Origin of the sequence: Clostridioides sp. ZZV15-6597 (assembly GCF_020657815.1) — a bacterium.
Taxonomy (GTDB): Bacteria; Bacillota; Clostridia; order Peptostreptococcales; family Peptostreptococcaceae; genus Clostridioides.
Genome location: NZ_JAGWCT010000080.1, coordinates 1 through 17,647, shown reverse-complemented (window position 1 = coordinate 17,647; position 17,647 = coordinate 1). Strand labels below are relative to the sequence as shown.

The following is a 17,647-nucleotide window of genomic DNA, read 5'->3' as shown; positions in this document are numbered from 1 at the left end:
GGACAAACTCCAGAGGGAGAACAACCATCAGACGGACAAACTCCAGAGGGAGAACAGCCTTTAGAAGAACAAATTCCAGAAGAAAAACTAGTAGTAGAAGAAATGAACTTAAAGCATAATATTGAGAAAATTCTTGATATGACTTTATCTCAGATAAATAAAATTGTATATAATTTCTGGGAAGATGAAGACTCTGTAAAAAAAGATGAACAATCAGAAATTAGACAAGTACTTACTTCAAAAGATCAAAATATACATCTATGGTATGATAAAAAAGCAAAAGTAAAAAATACATGCTTACTAAAAGAAGATGGTTCAGATAGACCTTATTATGATATAAGATTTGATAATGTTACAAAGACGCTAACTTTTGATTACATAGTAAAGGGTCTTATAGGTGCAAGTACTAAAGATAACAAATATATTATAGATGGAGAAGATGGCGAACAAACTGCTTTTTGTTATAATAATCATTTAAAATCTCCAACTAGTGATGGTAAGAGTCCATATTTACCAGCAGAAGATTTTAATGGTCAAGAAAATCAAAATGAAGATGCAGTTAAATCTATAATCTATGCAGGTTCTGAATTTGATGGATTTGGATATAAACAACAATTTAACTTGGGTGGAGAAGAGAATGACTATATAGTTCATTCAGCTACTCAAAGTGCAATATGGATTATACTTGGACAAGTGGATGAACAAGCCAAACTTAACCAATATCAAGGAAGTATAAACCTTTACGATATACTTATAGAAAGTGCAAAGACTGAAGAAGAAAAAGCTAAATATCAAAAAGGTAAAGAACAAGCAATAAATACAAAAGCTTATTTAGAAGCATTGTTAGAAGCAGGTCATAAACAACTAAAACCAGATGATACAGGAAAACCTAGCCTAAGCAATGGTTCAACTGATATTGAATTTGATAAAAATGAGGATGGAACTTATGAAACAAAAGCGATAGCTTTAGTGGGTTATAGTGGTGTAGTTAAATTAAGATTACCAAATGGAGTAACTGCTTATGACGAAGATGGTAATATAATAGGTACAGGTGAAGTAGAAGTTTCAACACAACATAAATTTATACTTAAAAGTGTTGAAAAGCCAGATGTAAAGGCTAATATCTCTGCGGTATCTTATGATTATATTTTCCCTAAAGCTATTCAATATTATAAGTCAGTTTTTGATTTTGGAAAGAAAGACCATTCATCTTTATTACCAATGAGTAAACAAAATTTATTGAGCTATACAATAGAACAAAAGAATGGTGAAGAAGTTAACTTTAATATAGGTTTACCAACAGATGGAGGTTCAGATGTAAATCCACCAGTGCCACCAACAGATGATACTGTAAATCCACCAGTACCACCATCAGGAGGAGGAGACTCAAATGGACATAATCCATCACCACCGACAGATGACACAGTGATAAACCCACCAGTACCACCAACAGATGATACTGTAATAAATCCACCAGTGCCACCGACAGATGATACTGTGATAAATCCGCCAGTACCACCAACAGATGATACTGTGGTAAATCCACCAGTACCACCAACAGGTGATACTGTGGTAGATACATCAGTAAAACCAACAGATGATACTGTGATAAACCCACCAGTACCACCAACAGATGATACTGTGGTAAAATCGCCAAAAACAAGTGACGAAACTCAAATAATGTCATATGTATTTATTGGTATAATTGCAATTTGTGGATTAGGGTATCAATGTAAAAGAGCAAAAAATTAATCTAGATTATTATTTATTATTAAGTTTAAAAATACATTGTCTCAAATTGATTTAAAAATCGTTTTGAGACAATTTTTTTTGCGTAAGTATAACTTATTTTAAAGTATACACTGACTGTTTTATGAATAGAAAAATGGTTTGAAGGTGAAGATAGTATTGAAAAAGTAATGTACTAAGTATATAATTCATTTCATTTTATTTGTATGAATTAAATGTCAATTTTAGGGATTATACAAATTTAGATATTAATCTCTTAAGAAATTTTAATATTAATTATTCAATAAATTATTATTATAATATGCTAGAATAAATATGTATAAATAAGTTTTGATGAGGTACTACTATAAAGGGGGGACTTTATGTTTTCGATACCAGAAGTAAAAAAAGTAGAAGAAGTAATGGATACAAAATTTACAACTATAGACGAAGACACAAAAATAGAAAGTGCAATAAAAGAAATGATAAGAAGCAATACAAAAACTCTAATGGTAATAGATTCATCTAGTGAATTAAAAGGCATTATATCTATGACTGATATACACAATCTTTATGAGATGCATAAGAAATATGAAGGCCAACCAGTAAAACTTATAATGAAAAAAGATGTTATATATGTCAGTGAAGGCTTAACCTTAGATGAGTGTAGAGATATAATGATATTAAAAAATATAGGGATTCTTCCTGTGCTTAGAGATAATAAAATTATTGGTGTCTTGAAACAAGAGCATATTAGAGATTATTTATACATGCACTTAGAAGATTATGGATTGACTTTAAAATACATTATAGGTCAGATTAAAGAAGGAATTTGTGCTATAAATAATGAAGGTGTTGTAATTTTATGGAATAATTTTATGGAAGAAAGGTATGATATAAAGTCTGAAGACATAGTGGGTCGACCGATGAACGAGTTTTTGGAAAATACTATTTCAGAAAAAGTATTGAATAGTAAAGTCGGTATGAGTGATTTATATTTTACTGACAAAAAAGAAAACATGTATGCATTAGTTCATGCAAATCCTATATTTTATAAAGAAGAATTTATTGGTGTTGTATGTACTGAAGTAGATGTTACAGAAGCTAAAATATTAGCTCTTGAACTTGAGAAAGTAAATGATACATTAAAATATTTAAAAGATGAAGTAAAAAATTTATCTAAAGGTAGCTTTGACAAGATTTTAGGTAAAAGTTATAAATTGGAAAAATCGAAAGCGATTGCAAAACAAGTAGCTAGAACCAACAGTAGTATATTCATTTGGGGCGAAAGTGGTACAGGTAAAGAAGTATTTGCTAGAGCTATTCACGATTATAGTGAGAGAAAAGGTCAATTTATACCTGTTAACTGTAGTGCTATACCAAATGAATTATTTGAAAGCGAATTTTTTGGTTATGAATCGGGTGCATTCACTGGAGCAAGTAAAAAAGGTAGAATAGGTATATTTGAACTTGCGAAGGATGGGACAGTATTTTTAGATGAAATCGCAGATTTACCTCTTAGTATGCAAGCTAAATTGCTTAGAGTATTGCAAGAAAAAGAAATAAGACGAGTTGGTGGAGATACCACAATAAAAATAAATCCTAGAATAATATCAGCTACTAATAAAGATTTAGAAAAAATGGTAAAAGCAGAAAAATTTAGAGAAGATTTATATTATAGATTAAATGTTGTGGAAATAAAAATACCACCCCTTAGAGAGAGAAAAGAAGATATAGGATTATTAGTGCATAGTTTCTTGGAAGAAATATGCAAACAAAATAATAAGCCTGTTCTTACAATAAGTAAAGATGTAATTGATATATTTCAAAATTATAGATGGAAAGGGAATATAAGGGAATTGAAAAACACAATCGAAAATATTGTTGTCTTATCCCAAAATCCTAGAATAGAAGTAGATGATGTACCAAGCTATATGATGGATTCTAGAAATAACAATACGGAGGAAGAAGAATATCCTCTAGATTTGACGAAAGCTACTCAAAAGATTGAAGTAAAAAATATAACAAAGGCACTTAAAATGTCTAATGGAAATAAAGCTAAGGCTGCTAAAATATTAAACATACCAAGAACAACGTTATATTATAAGATAGATCAGTATAAAATAGATGTGTCTAAAATATGACACATGACTAAATTTTGACAAAATAATAATCTTTAATTTCAAACCAAGCAAAATCAATGATTGGAGTGGTGTGATATATGTGGCTGTGTTAAAAAAAATAAAAAAGTGTTGATTAATTGACACTTTTTTTGTTTTGAGAAAATGTTTCCAAACATAAAAAACAGGGTATTGTAAATAAATATTTATATAATATTTGGCTAAAAATAGCGATAAAGGAAGGTTGTATTATAGAAAATATCTTTTTGTTAATAAGTTGGCATAGGAATTGCTTATATATAAAGTGACTTCAAATGAGAAAAAAATAGTATTAATTATGATGATTTATGTAGGTTAAAAGGTCTTGACACTTTGGGCTGTTAGTAGGGAACAGTAAATATGTTAATTATTGAGAGTGTTGAGGCATCAATATAAATTAAAATCAAATGAAGGAGGCATTTTATTATGTCAATAACTTTAGAAACAGCTCAAGCCCATGCAAATGACCCAGCAGTATGCTGCTGTAGATTTGAAGAAGGAACAATAATAGCACCAGAAAATTTAGAAGACCCAGCAATATTTGGAGATTTAGAAGATTCAGGATTATTAGTTATTCCAGAAAATCATTTAACAGTTGGTCAAGTATTAGGAGCTAAATTAACAAAAACTTTAGATGCATTATCTCCAATGACTACAGATAATGTAGAAGGATATAAAGTAGCAGAAACAGATGCTGAAGAATCTGCTAAAGAAGTAGAAGCTCCAGTCGCTCAAGTAACGCCAACTCAAGGTGCGACAGTTCAAGCTACAACAGGTCAAGTAATAAAAATACACATAAAAGAAGGTAAAGATATAAACTTAGAAATACCTTTGACAATAGCTGCTCAAATGGGAGTAGTATCACAAAAATAATAGTCAAAATATAACTATTAAAGCCGGTTTTAATTTACTTGATTCCTCAGTTAAGGGGTTACCTGTTGAGGAATCGAGATTTAAAATAATAAATAAGAAAATAATGTAAGGAGGTATTTTATACTATGTCAATAACTTTAGAAACAGCTCAAGCCCATGCAAATGACCCAGCAGTATGTTGTTGTAGATTTGAAGCGGGAACAATAATAGCACCAGAAAACTTAGAAGATCCAGCAATATTTGCAGACTTAGAGGATTCTGGATTATTAACAATACCAGAAAATGGATTAACTATAGGTCAAGTACTAGGAGCTAAGTTAAAAGAAACTTTAGATGCTCTATCTCCAATGACTACAGAAAATGTAGAAGGATACAAAGCAGGAGAAGCTAAAGAAGTAGTAGAAGAAGCAGTAGTAGAAGAAGCTCCAGCAGCTTTAGAAGCAGTAGTGCCAGTAAGCACAGGAGTTTTAGGTGAAACAGTTAAAATACACATAGGTGAAGGTAAAGATATAAGCTTAGAAATACCTTTATCAGTAGCTGGTCAAGCAGGAGTTGTTGCTCCAGTAGCAAACGTTGCTGCTCCAGTAGCAGGTGCAGTAGCAGAAGTAGCTCCAAAAGCTGAAGAAAAGAAATTATTAAGAAGCTTAACTAAAAAACACTTTAAAATAGACAAAGTTGAATTTGCTGATGAAACTAAAATAGAAGGAACTACTTTATACATCAGAAATGCAGCAGAAATATGTAAAGAAGCTAATGACACTCAAGAATTAGTTGTTGATGTTAAATTAGAAATAATAACTCCTGATAAGTATGAAACTTACAGTGAGGCTGTATTAGATATACAACCAATCGCTACTAAAGAAGAAGGCGAATTAGGTTCAGGTATAACAAGAGTTATAGATGGAGCTATAATGGTATTAACTGGTACAGATGAAGATGGAGTTCAAATAGGTGAATTCGGTTCTTCAGAAGGTGAATTAAACACTACTATAATGTGGGGTAGACCAGGTGCTGCTGACAAAGGTGAAATATTCATCAAAGGTCAAGTAACAATAAAAGCTGGAACTAACATGGAAAGACCAGGACCTTTAGCTGCTCACCGTGCTTTTGATTATATAACTCAAGAGATAAGAGAAGCTTTAAAGAAAGTTGACAACTCTTTAGTAGTAGACGAAGAAGTAATCGAGCAATACAGAAGAGAAGGTAAAAAGAAAGTTGTTGTTATAAAAGAAATAATGGGACAAGGTGCAATGCATGATAACTTAATATTACCAGTTGAACCAGTTGGTACATTAGGAGCTCAACCAAACGTTGACTTAGGAAACATGCCAGTTGTATTATCTCCACTTGAAGTATTAGATGGTGGTATCCATGCATTAACTTGTATAGGACCTGCATCAAAAGAAATGTCAAGACATTACTGGAGAGAGCCATTAGTAATAAGAGCTATGCAAGATGAAGAAATAGATTTAGTAGGTGTTGTATTTGTTGGTTCTCCACAAGTAAATGCTGAGAAATTCTATGTATCTAAGAGATTAGGTATGTTAGTTGAAGCTATGGAAGTTGATGGAGCTGTAGTAACTACTGAAGGTTTCGGAAACAACCATATAGATTTCGCATCTCACATAGAGCAAATAGGTATGAGAGGTATACCAGTAGTTGGTGTAACTTATTCAGCAGTTCAAGGTGCTCTAGTTGTTGGTAATAAATACATGACTCACATGGTAGACAATAACAAGTCTAAGCAAGGTATAGAAAATGAAATATTATCAAACAATACATTAGCTCCAGAAGAAGCTGTAAGAATCATGGCTATGCTTAAAAATGCTATTGCAGGTGTAGAAGTTAAAGCTCCTGAAAGAAAATGGAATCCAAATGTTAAGTTAAATAACATAGAGGCTATAGAAAAAGCTACAGGAGAAAAAATAGTATTAGAAGATAATGAGCAATCTTTACCAATGAGTAAGAAGAGAAGAGAAATATACGAAAAAGACGAAAACTAAAATTTAGATAATAACTAAGATTTAGATAACAATATAAATTTAGATCCAAGTTTAAAATAAGTATAGAGAGGTAAAATTATAATGGATAGATTAAAATATATCTCATCAGAGACTTTTTATGAGGGTGTTATAGTCGAAATCATGGGTGGTGGAGTAACTATAGACCTAAAAGGTAGACTTGGACAATTTAAAATACCTAATAGAATGCTTATAACTGACTACGAACTTAAGATAGGTCAAGAGGTTGGATTCATGCTAAGCTATCCTGAGGTATTAAGTCCAGAACCTAATCATGAGTATGTAGAAAATATTAGGAGAGAAAAAGAAAAGCAAGCAGAAATGCAAGCTAAAAAGAAGCAAGAAGAAGAAAAATAATAATTAATCGTTTGAAAATAGAAGGGAGAGGAAATATATGAGCCTTACAACAGTACAAGGACTTCAATCTGAAATATTTGTTCCAATAACACCTCCTCCAGTTTGGACTCCTGTAACTAAAGAATTAAAAGATATGACTATAGCTTTAGCTACAGCAGCTGGTGTTCACTTAAAATCTGACAAGAGATTTAATCTAGCAGGAGATACTACTTTTAGAGCTGTACCTAACACAGCTACAGTTGATGAAATGATGGTATCACATGGTGGATACGATAATGGAGATGTAAATAAAGATATAAACTGTATGTTCCCTATAGATAGATTACATGAATTAGCTGCAGAAGGATTTATAAAAGCAGTAGCTCCTATGCACTATGCATTCATGGGTGGTGGAGGAAACCAACATGTCTTCACTGAAGAAACTGGTCCTGCTATCGCTGCTAAACTTAAAGAAGAGGGAGTAGACGGTGTAGTCATGACAGCTGGCTGAGGTACTTGCCATAGAACTGCCGTGATCGTGCAGAGAGCAATAGAGGAAGCTGGAATACCTACAATAATAATCGCAGCTCTTCCTCCAGTAGTTAGACAAAACGGAACTCCTAGAGCAGTTGCTCCATTAGTTCCAATGGGTGCTAATGCTGGTGAACCACATAACATAGAAATGCAAACACATATATTAAGAGATACATTAGAGCAATTAGTTGCAATACCATCTGCTGGTAAGATAGTTCCATTACCATACGAATATAAAGCTCACGTTTAAAATGTAATTTATATTTGAAAATATAGAACCCTTCTCCTACATAATTAGGAGAGGGGTTTTAAGAACAAAGGTGGATATTATGGAAGAAAAAATAATGAGAAGACTTGTTATAAAACCGTTTCATATGAATGAAGTTAATTTCGGTTCAAAAACTTCTATAAAGAAAGATGTACTTACAATTGATTTATCAAGTATAGATGAAATAAAAGCAAGAGAAGATTTAATAACAGATATAAAAGTAGATATTATAAAACCTGGAGATTATGACAGGGAAATTAATACTATTATGGACATTATACCAATATCAACCAAAGTTTTAGGCAGATTGGGAGAGGGAATTACACATACTTTAACTGGTGTATACGTAATGCTAACTGGTGCAGACGAAGATGGAAATCAGATGCATGAATTTGGTTCTTCAGAAGGAATTTTGAGTGAACAAATGGTGTTTGGTAGATATGGGACTCCATCAGTTGAAGATTATATAATCCATGTGGATGTAACTCTTAAGGGAGGTTTACCTTTTGAAAGAACACTTCCACTTGCAGCATTTAAAGCATGTGATGATTTTATACAAGAAATAAGAACGTCTTTGAAAATGGAAGACGGAAGAAATGCTACTCAAGTTCGTGAATATTTTGACAAAATTCGACCAAATGCAAAAAAGGTTGTCATAGTAAAACAAATAGCAGGTCAAGGGGCTATGTATGACAATCAGTTATTCTCAAAGGAACCTAGTGGTTTTGAAGGAGGAACATCAATTATAGATATGGGAAATGTACCTATGATTATATCTCCTAATGAATATAGAGATGGTGCCCTTAGAGCTATGACTTAAGAGAGGTGGATATTATGGGAATAGGACCTTCAACAAAAGAAACATCTCTTCATCACTTTAGAGACCCACTTTTGGATATAGTTGAAAGTGATAAGGATGTAGATTTACTTGGAGTAATAGTAGTAGGAACTCCAGATGGAAATGAAAACAAAACTTTTGTAGGACAGAGAACAGCCGCTTGGCTGGAGGCTATGAGAGTAGATGGAGCTATAGTATCTTCAGATGGTTGGGGAAACTCACATGTTGACTATGCTAATACATTTGAAGAAATAGGAAAAAGAGATATACCTGTAGTTGGAGTGACATTTAATGGTACTCAAGCTAAATTTGTTGTAAGTAATCAATATATGAATACCATAGTTGATATGAACAAATCAAAAGAAGGTATTGAGACAGAAGTTGTTGGAGAAAACAACACAAATGAGATTGATGCTAAAAAAGCTTTAGCGTTTTTAAAATTAAAAATGAGAAAGCATGGATAAAAAATTTAAGTAAGGGATGAGTTTTGTGGGAATTTCTACATCAATGAAAAACACATCACTTCAGATTTTTAGAGACCCATTACTTGATTTAATAGACAATGATCCTGACGTAGATTTGCTAGGAGTAGTTGTAGTTGGTACATCAGAGCACAATGAATGGAAATCCTTTTTATCAGCCAGGCTTGGAAGATGGATTGAAGCATTGCGACCTGATGGAGTGATTATAACCTTAGACATGGCAGGAAACCAGCATATTGATTTTACAAATGCTATATCAGAGTTTGTAAAATCAGACATACCTACAGTAGGTCTTACTATTATGGGAGCAGATGGTTTAGTAGTTACGAATCAGTATTTAGATAAAGCTACCATAATTGATTATAAAAAGACAACAGGCTACATAGAAACAGAAGTAGTTGGAGACAATCACATGGATGAAGTTGATGTAAAAAAAGCATTAGCTTTTCTAAAACTAAAAATGCGTAAAAACGCAAAATAAACCTAAGGGGGAATTTGATATGAAATTTAGCAGAAGTATACAAGCTATAGACTCTCATACAGCAGGAGAAGCAACTAGAATAGTTGTGGGTGGAATACCTAACATAAAAGGAAATTCTATGCCTGAGAAAAAAGAATATTTAGAAAAAAATCTAGATTATTTAAGAACTGCTATAATGTTAGAGCCAAGAGGACATAATGATATGTTTGGTTCTGTAATGACTCAACCTTGTTGTCCAGATGCTGACTTTGGAATAATCTTCATGGACGGTGGCGGATACCTTAATATGTGTGGCCATGGTACAATAGGAGCTATGACAGCAGCTATAGAAACAGGTGTAGTTCCAGCAGTAGAGCCTGTAACTCATGTAGTTATGGAAGCTCCAGCAGGAATAATAAGAGGAGATGTTACAGTTGTAGATGGAAAAGCTAAAGAAGTATCATTCTTAAACGTACCAGCTTTCTTATATAAAGAAGGTGTTGAAGTTGACTTACCAGGTGTTGGAACAGTTAAATTTGATATATCATTTGGTGGAAGCTTCTTTGCTATAATACATGCAAGTCAATTAGGTTTAAAAATAGAACCTCAAAATGCTGGTAAATTAACTGAACTAGCTATGAAACTTAGAGATATAATAAATGAAAAAATAGAAATACAACATCCAACTTTAGCTCATATAAAAACTGTAGATTTAGTTGAAATATATGATGAGCCAACTCATCCAGAAGCTACTTACAAAAACGTAGTTATATTTGGTCAAGGTCAAGTTGACAGATCTCCATGTGGAACTGGAACAAGTGCTAAATTAGCTACTTTACATGCTAAAGGTGAATTAAAAGTAGGAGAAAAATTCGTATATGAAAGTATATTAGGAACTTTATTCAAAGGTGAAATAGTTGAAGAAACTAAAGTTGCAGATTTCAATGCTGTAGTACCTAAGATAAGTGGTTCTGCTTATATAACTGGATTTAATCATTTTGTAATAGATGAAGAAGATCCACTTAAACATGGATTTATTCTTAAATAGAAACAAATAAATTGGGAAATTAAAATAGAATAGTAACCTCTTGTTGGTTACTATTCTATAGATTTTAGGCTATAAGATTCAGAATATATAAAAAAATAAAAAAATAGGAGGATGGATTATGGTAGCAATCTTAAAGGCATTATACGTAGTATTCGCAGCAATCTTTGCAGTTGTATTTGGTAAAGACGTAGCTAAAGCAAACAAAGAGGGGAAACTAGAAGAACAAAGTACTCCAAAAGTTGCTGTAACAGGATTTATAACAGATTTCTTTGATACATTAGGAATAGGCTCATTTGCTCCAACAATAGCAATGTCAAAAGCTTTAAAATTAAACATACCAGATAAGAAAATGCCTGGTACGTTAAACGTAGCACATACTATTCCAGTTGTTACTGAAGCATTTATATTCACATCAATCATACCAGTTGATGGTGTAACTCTAGTATCTATGGTTGTAGCAGCAGCAGTTGGTTCATACATAGGTGCAGGAATAATAGCTAAAATGGACGAAAGAAAGATACAAATGGTTATGGGTGTGACTCTAGCATTAACAGCAATATTAATGTTATTAGGTCATCCTTGGGTTAATGTATTACCAGGTGGAGGAAATGAATTAGGTCTTACTGGTGTTAAATTAGTAATAGGTGTATTAGGTAACTTTATATTAGGTGCTTTAATGACAGCTGGTATAGGTCTATATGCTCCAGGTATGGCAATGGTTTACTTCTTAGGAATGTCTGCAAAAGTTGCGTTCCCAATAGTTATGGGTTCTTGTGCATTATTAATGCCAGTTGCAAGTATGAAGTTCATAAAAGAAGATGCATATACTAAAAAAGCATCAGTTATAATAGCTATCTGTGGTTTAATAGGAGTTTTCGTAGCGGCATATATAGTAAAAACTTTACCAATGGATATATTAAAAGCATTAGTAATAATAGTTATAGCTTACACTTCTGCTACAATGATAATGGCTGCAAATAAAAATAAAAAGACTGCTTAGTATTTATTAAATATTACAGCTAACAATAAAAATTATAAACTGCTTTGGAACGTTAATATTAATGTTCTAAGGCAGTTTTTTATTTATTAGATATAATTATATAAAGCAACTAGTGTGCCAATTATGCAATATATATATAAATTTAGTATAAATGTAGCTATATTTTCTAAAGTTAGGCTGTAAACTGAAATTAAATATTTAAATTTAATGCTAGATGAAATAAAAAGTTAATATATTGATGTATATTAGCAAAAATATTAGTATAATAAGTCGAATATAACTTATAACTGAAGAAAATTGAGTTTATAATGACTTGATAATTATCTGAATCGTTTGAATTAATTTAAAATATTGATATTGCTTATGTGTATAAATTAGTGTTGAGTTATATATGACTTAAAAAGTGGATAAGAAGCAATTTAATAATCAATTTTGGTTAAAACAAATAATATATTATATAAATAATAGGACAATTTTATAGGCTTAAATCAAAAGATTAAATGAAATTTATAAATAAATAAAAAGTTTTAAACAGCAATCAAAGATTTGTAATAAAATACATCACTCACAAATATATTTATTATATAAGCTGATACCAGAAATATAAGAATTAACAATTGTGGAGGGATAAAATATGATAGCTGTTAAAGATGAGAATAACGTAGTAAACTTAAGAGGGGAGTTAGACAATAAGCTAGAATTTAGCCATGAGATATTTGGAGAGAAATTTTATAACGTGAAAATAAAGATAAACAGATTAAGTGATTCCTTTGATACACTTCCTATGACTGTGTCAGAAAGACTTCTTCAAGATATTGATATTAATAAACAAAATTTAGTCAATGTTGTAGGTCAATTGAGATCATATAATAAAACCTTAAATAATAAAAATAGATTAGTGCTTACAGTATTTGTTAGAGAAATAAAGGCTATAGAGGAGGAAAATAAGGACCCAAACAGCATATTTCTAGATGGGTATGTATGTAAAGAACCTGTGTATAGGAAAACTCCTTTAGGAAGGGAAATAACTGATTTATTAGTGGCTATAAACAGACCTTATAATAAATCTGATTATATACCATCAATAGTTTGGGGAAGAAATGCAAAGTTTGCAAAAAACTTAAAAGTTGGTGATAGAATACAGCTTTGGGGTAGAGTTCAAAGTAGAGAGTATGAGAAAAAAATAGATGAGGATAACGTAGTGAAAAAAATGGCATATGAAGTATCTATATCAAAAATAAAAAAATTAGATGAAAATAATAATGACTAAATATTAAAAATATATTGTTTTTTCATCAAAAAAACTAATAAATTTGCTATAATAATACATTAAAAATAAATAAAGATTGTTTAAAAAAATACTAATGAAATATCTCTTGAATAGTTGCTCGCCATTTATTATAATGTAATCTGTACATAATTTATAATTGAGAAAATGAAGAGGTGAAGCATTGTGAAAAGCATATTATATCAGATAAATAAACAGCCAGTTAAAGCTAAATATACATCTGATGAATTAGAATGTTTTTTAGATACAATTGAGTATAATGTAGGGGATAAAATATTGCTTGTTGGTCATATAGGAAACCTAGGCAAGAGACTGAGAGGTCTTGGTACTTCTGTAACGATATTAGAGAATAGTAACTATGAAGATGTATGTTATTCTTTAGTATATAATGAAAATTGCAATGTAGTTAAAGGTAAGTTAGAGTTTTTGCCATTTGATGATAATCAGTTCAACAAGATAATAATAGTAGACCAATTTAATGTTATTACAGATTGTGAAAAAGCTTCATCTGAAATACAAAGAGTTTTAAAAGGTAATGGAGAGGTTATATTAGAAGATTTAAACTTAAAAAATTTAAAAGTTAAACTAAACTATCTTAAGCATAAATTTTGTGGTTCTGTAGCAAAGATTCACTATCCACATGAAGTATTTAATATATTTTCAAGATTAAATTTTGATGGTATGATTAAAGAGTCAAATAAATTAAAATATATTTATGTGGGAAAAAGAAGATAAATGAGTTAAAATATAAATATGGATATAATATAAAAGACTAGGTTAAGCCTAGTCTTTTGTTATAAGGAGATGTAGATATGGAAATAAATTATGAGTTAATAATAATTGTTATGCTCTTTGTAATCCTAATGTCAATTCAATTTACTTTAAATAAGATATATTTAATCCTTAAGGAAATAAGACAAATACTCATGTTAAGAAAAAATAAGGAATGATAACTATGATAGATTTAGAATATATAAAATCTGATATTCAGAACATAGCTGAAGCTATAGTTTCAGTGCTCAATATAGATGTAACTATAGTAAATAGAAACTTATTTAGGATTGCAGGGACAGGTATATATGTGGACAAAATAGGTGAAAAAGTAGATAAATATACAGCTTTTAAAAAGTCACTTACAGAACAAATTACAATACTAATTGATGACCCAAAGAGCAGTGATATATGTAGAGAATGTTATAAAAATAATGTCTGTGTGGAGTTTGCAGAAGTATGTTGCCCAATTATATGTGATGGAGAGTCTTATGGTGTTATAGGTCTTATAGCCTTTACAAAAGAACAAGCACAGATTATAGAAAATAACAAAAGTGGACTTATAAACTTTTTATGTAAGATGGCAGACTTGATATCCAATAAACTAAAAGCTCAAATTAAAACGTACGAGTTAGAGTTAGAAAAGAAAAAATTAGAGACTTTATTAAACAATATGGATAAAGCTGTTGTGTCCATTGATGTAGATGGTAAGATTGATAAATATAATTCAAAGTTTAAAGAGCTTTTTAATCTAAAGGACAATATAACTGGGAAAGATATATTCACTGAGCTAGATTTTATAAAGAAACCTTCTATAAATAACTTTAAGAAGGACAAATCATGTAGCTTTTTTTATAGAAGATACGGATATGATTCAAAGGGGATATATAACATCAATAAAATAGTATTAAAAAATGAACTAAAAGGATATGTTATTGACTTTATAGATAAAAGAGATGCTATAAAAAACTACAATAAGATGAACAAAGATTATAAGATAAAACTGGAAAATATAATTGGAGAGAGTATAGCTATAAGAAATTCAAAAAAAGAAGCCCTAATGGCTTCTAAATCCACTTCAACAGTACTTATTACTGGTGAAAGTGGAACAGGTAAAGAGCTATTTGCAAGAGCTATACACAACCATAGTAATAGGGTAGATAATCCTTTTATAGCTGTAAACTGTGCAGCAATACCGGATAATTTATTAGAGAGTGAATTATTTGGATATGAAGAAGGTGCTTTTACAGGGGCTAAAAAAGGTGGAAAACTTGGTATGTTTGAAATAGCCCATAAAGGAAGCATATTTTTGGATGAAATAGGAGATATGAGCTTGCATTTACAGTCAAAGTTGTTGAGGGTATTACAAGAAAAAGAGCTCAATAAGATTGGAAGTAAATCAAATGTTCTGATAGATGTAAGAATTATTGCTGCGACAAATAAAGATTTAGAAAAAATGGTTCAAAATGAAACTTTTAGAGAAGATTTATATTATAGATTAAATGTTATACCAATAAAGCTCCCAAGTTTAAGAGAAAGAAAAGATGATATACCACTTATAATAAAGCATATGATTAAGGAATACTCAAAAAAACTAGATAAAAATGTTATTGATATAGACACTAGGGTTGTTGATGCTATGATTGAATATAAGTGGCCAGGCAATATAAGAGAATTGCAGAATATTATTGAATACAGTGTAAATATGTCTTCATCTCCAATAATTACAATGAATGTAATTCCTCAAAAGATTAAAAATACATCTATAGAAGAATTAGAAGTTAGAAGTGATAAGATAATTCCACTAGATGAACTTGAGAAAATTGAGATAATAAAAGCTTTAAATAAATACAAAGATTATAAAAGAGATAAAGAATTAACAGCTAAGGCACTTGGAATATCAAGAGCTACATTATATAGAAAAATTGAAAAATACAATATAATTTCTTAGTGATATAAAGTGATATAAGAATATAATAAAAAGTGATATAAAATTTAAATATAAACAAAAAGTAGTAGTATATAAAAGGTAGTAGTATATAAAAAGTAGTGGTTGTTTAAGCCTTCATATTCTAAAAAATAGTAATTATTAAAATAGTAATCGTCTCAAAATGATATAGAATCTCATTTTGAGATTTTTTTTTGTCTTTTTGCGAAATTGTCATCCATTTAGCAAGTGAAAAAAATATAAAACCTTCATATAAATAAAAAAAATATATAATTAAGGTTAGTTATTCCAATGTATGCACAATATTGAAATGAAAAAATGGACTAAAATAAAAAATATGGCATGTATTTTGCTACAAATATAGATAAGAAATTATTTAAGTACTAAAATTAAACTTAATTGGGAGGTTTATATATAATGAGAGATATAAGAAAAGAATTAGTGAAAATGTTAAAAGCAGAGGTTAAACCAGCAGTAGGATGTACTGAACCAGTAGCTTTAGCTCTAGCATGTGCCAAGGCAAAAGAATTACTAGGAGAAGAAATAGTAGAGAATCATATGTTGGTTAGCCCTAGTATCTATAAAAATGGTATGTGTGTAGGTATACCAGGAACTGAAAGATTAGGATTAAAAATAGCAGCAGCTCTAGGGATAATAGGAGGACATTCTGAAAACGGATTAAGTGTATTAGAAACTTTAACAAAGGAAGAAGTTAAAATAGCAGAAGATTATATGGATAATACTCCTTTATCAATAACACCTGCTGATACAAAAGAGAAAGTTTTTATAGAAGTTGCATTAAAAGGAGCAAATCACAATGCTAAAGTTAGAATAAGAACTAAACATGATAACTTTACATTCTTAGAAAAAGATGGAGAAGTATTATTGGATAATGAGCCAAAAGTATCAGTTTCAAATGCTTCAGCAGAAAAAGTTGAGAGCTTGATGGATACTGTAACTATACAAGAATTAATAAAGAATGTAGAAGGTATTGATTTTAAAGATATAGAGTTTTTACTAGATGGAGTAAAAATGAATGAAGAAATGGCTGAATATGGATTGAAACAAAAGACTGGAATTGGTGTTGGATACGGAATTAAAAAGTCTATGGAAGAAGGTCTTTTAGGTAATGATGTTATAAACTATGCAATGATGTTAACTGCTGGAGCTTCAGATGCAAGAATGGCAGGAGTAAAAATGCCTGTTATGAGTTCAAATGGTAGTGGAAATCATGGATTAACAGCAATTCTTCCAATAGTTGCTTACAATAAAAAATTCCCACAATCTGATGAAAGACTAGCAAAAGCTTTGGCTATATCTCATTTAGTAACTGGTTATATTAAGAATTATACAGGTAGATTATCTGCTGTATGTGGATGTGGAGTTGCAGCATCTACTGGGGCAACTGCTGGTATATCTTGGCTTATGGATGGAAGCGAAAAACAAATAGAAGGTGCAATAGAAAATATGATAGCTGACTTAAGTGGAATGATATGTGATGGAGCAAAAGCTGGCTGTGCATTAAAATTATCATCTGCTGCATCTGCTGCAATACAAAGTGCTATAATAGCTAAGCAAGACTGTTTTGTACCACCATTAAATGGTATAGTTGGTTCAAGTGTTGAGCAAAGTATACAAAACTTAGGAAGAGTAAGTGATAAAGGTATGTCTATAACAGATGAGATAATATTAAATGTAATGAATGATATGAATAAAGTTGATTAATATATTACAATATTTCTTATATTGCAATATATAGTGAAGGTGATATAAATAAATTTAATTAGTACCCTCTAATAAATTATGATTATATATAAATGGGAAAAACTTGCTAGTGCAAGTTTTTTCTTTTTTGTCTAAAATATATAGTATATGATTTAGTAGGGATATATG

The 17,647-nt window shown here is 30.6% G+C and carries 14 protein-coding genes and 1 pseudogene; all 15 read left to right on the top strand.

What is annotated here, in order from left to right:
• Positions 1 to 1,752 (top strand): Cys-Gln thioester bond-forming surface protein (locus KGF52_RS15535; protein ID WP_227840777.1); only part of this gene is annotated, 1,752 nt, incomplete at its 5' end.
• 359 nt (positions 1,753 to 2,111) lie between these two features.
• Positions 2,112 to 3,872 carry a sigma-54 dependent transcriptional regulator PrdR gene (prdR, locus tag KGF52_RS15530; protein ID WP_227433706.1) on the top strand — a complete coding sequence of 587 codons (1,761 nt, stop codon included), beginning with the start codon at positions 2,112 to 2,114 and terminating at the stop codon, positions 3,870 to 3,872.
• A 441-nt stretch (positions 3,873 to 4,313) separates the two neighbouring features.
• Positions 4,314 to 4,575: pseudogene (locus tag KGF52_RS21675) on the top strand (D-proline reductase (dithiol) proprotein PrdA); the annotation flags it as partial.
• Positions 4,576 to 4,885: 310 nt separating this feature from the next.
• A complete protein-coding gene (gene prdA / locus KGF52_RS15520; RefSeq protein ID WP_227840775.1) occupies positions 4,886 to 6,763 on the top strand; it encodes a D-proline reductase (dithiol) proprotein PrdA in 1,878 nt (625 codons plus the stop codon).
• 81 nt (positions 6,764 to 6,844) lie between these two features.
• Entirely contained in the window at positions 6,845 to 7,138 is a 294-nt protein-coding gene (locus KGF52_RS15515) for a CBO2463/CBO2479 domain-containing protein (RefSeq protein ID WP_227433709.1), read from the top strand.
• Between the two features lie 37 nt (positions 7,139 to 7,175).
• Positions 7,176 to 7,901, top strand: coding sequence for a D-proline reductase (dithiol) protein PrdB (prdB, locus tag KGF52_RS15510; protein ID WP_079739805.1), 726 nt, complete (start codon positions 7,176 to 7,178; stop codon positions 7,899 to 7,901).
• A 79-nt stretch (positions 7,902 to 7,980) separates the two neighbouring features.
• Positions 7,981 to 8,739: a proline reductase cluster protein PrdD gene (prdD, locus tag KGF52_RS21470; RefSeq protein WP_255287823.1), complete on the top strand. Its 759-nt coding sequence runs from the start codon at positions 7,981 to 7,983 to the stop codon at positions 8,737 to 8,739.
• Positions 8,740 to 8,753: 14 nt separating this feature from the next.
• A complete protein-coding gene (locus KGF52_RS21465) occupies positions 8,754 to 9,221 on the top strand; it encodes a glycine/sarcosine/betaine reductase component B subunit (protein ID WP_054271688.1) in 468 nt (155 codons plus the stop codon).
• 25 nt (positions 9,222 to 9,246) lie between these two features.
• Positions 9,247 to 9,720, top strand: a complete 474-nt coding sequence (locus KGF52_RS15500) for a glycine/sarcosine/betaine reductase component B subunit (RefSeq protein ID WP_304521274.1) — start codon at positions 9,247 to 9,249, stop codon at positions 9,718 to 9,720.
• 19 nt (positions 9,721 to 9,739) lie between these two features.
• Positions 9,740 to 10,747, top strand: coding sequence for a proline racemase (locus KGF52_RS15495; protein ID WP_227828325.1), 1,008 nt, complete (start codon positions 9,740 to 9,742; stop codon positions 10,745 to 10,747).
• A 118-nt stretch (positions 10,748 to 10,865) separates the two neighbouring features.
• The gene (locus KGF52_RS15490) at positions 10,866 to 11,747 is read left to right on the top strand and encodes a TSUP family transporter (RefSeq protein ID WP_227828326.1); all 882 of its coding nucleotides are present in this window, start codon (positions 10,866 to 10,868) and stop codon (positions 11,745 to 11,747) included.
• Between the two features lie 634 nt (positions 11,748 to 12,381).
• Positions 12,382 to 13,017, top strand: coding sequence for a single-stranded DNA-binding protein (locus tag KGF52_RS15485; RefSeq protein WP_227433712.1), 636 nt, complete (start codon positions 12,382 to 12,384; stop codon positions 13,015 to 13,017).
• 183 nt (positions 13,018 to 13,200) lie between these two features.
• The gene (locus KGF52_RS15480; protein WP_227828327.1) at positions 13,201 to 13,770 is read left to right on the top strand and encodes a class I SAM-dependent methyltransferase; all 570 of its coding nucleotides are present in this window, start codon (positions 13,201 to 13,203) and stop codon (positions 13,768 to 13,770) included.
• A 211-nt stretch (positions 13,771 to 13,981) separates the two neighbouring features.
• A complete protein-coding gene (locus KGF52_RS15475) occupies positions 13,982 to 15,757 on the top strand; it encodes a sigma 54-interacting transcriptional regulator (protein WP_227828328.1) in 1,776 nt (591 codons plus the stop codon).
• 414 nt (positions 15,758 to 16,171) lie between these two features.
• The gene (locus tag KGF52_RS15470; RefSeq protein ID WP_227840773.1) at positions 16,172 to 17,479 is read left to right on the top strand and encodes an L-serine ammonia-lyase, iron-sulfur-dependent, subunit alpha; all 1,308 of its coding nucleotides are present in this window, start codon (positions 16,172 to 16,174) and stop codon (positions 17,477 to 17,479) included.
• Positions 17,480 to 17,647 lie beyond the last annotated feature (168 nt).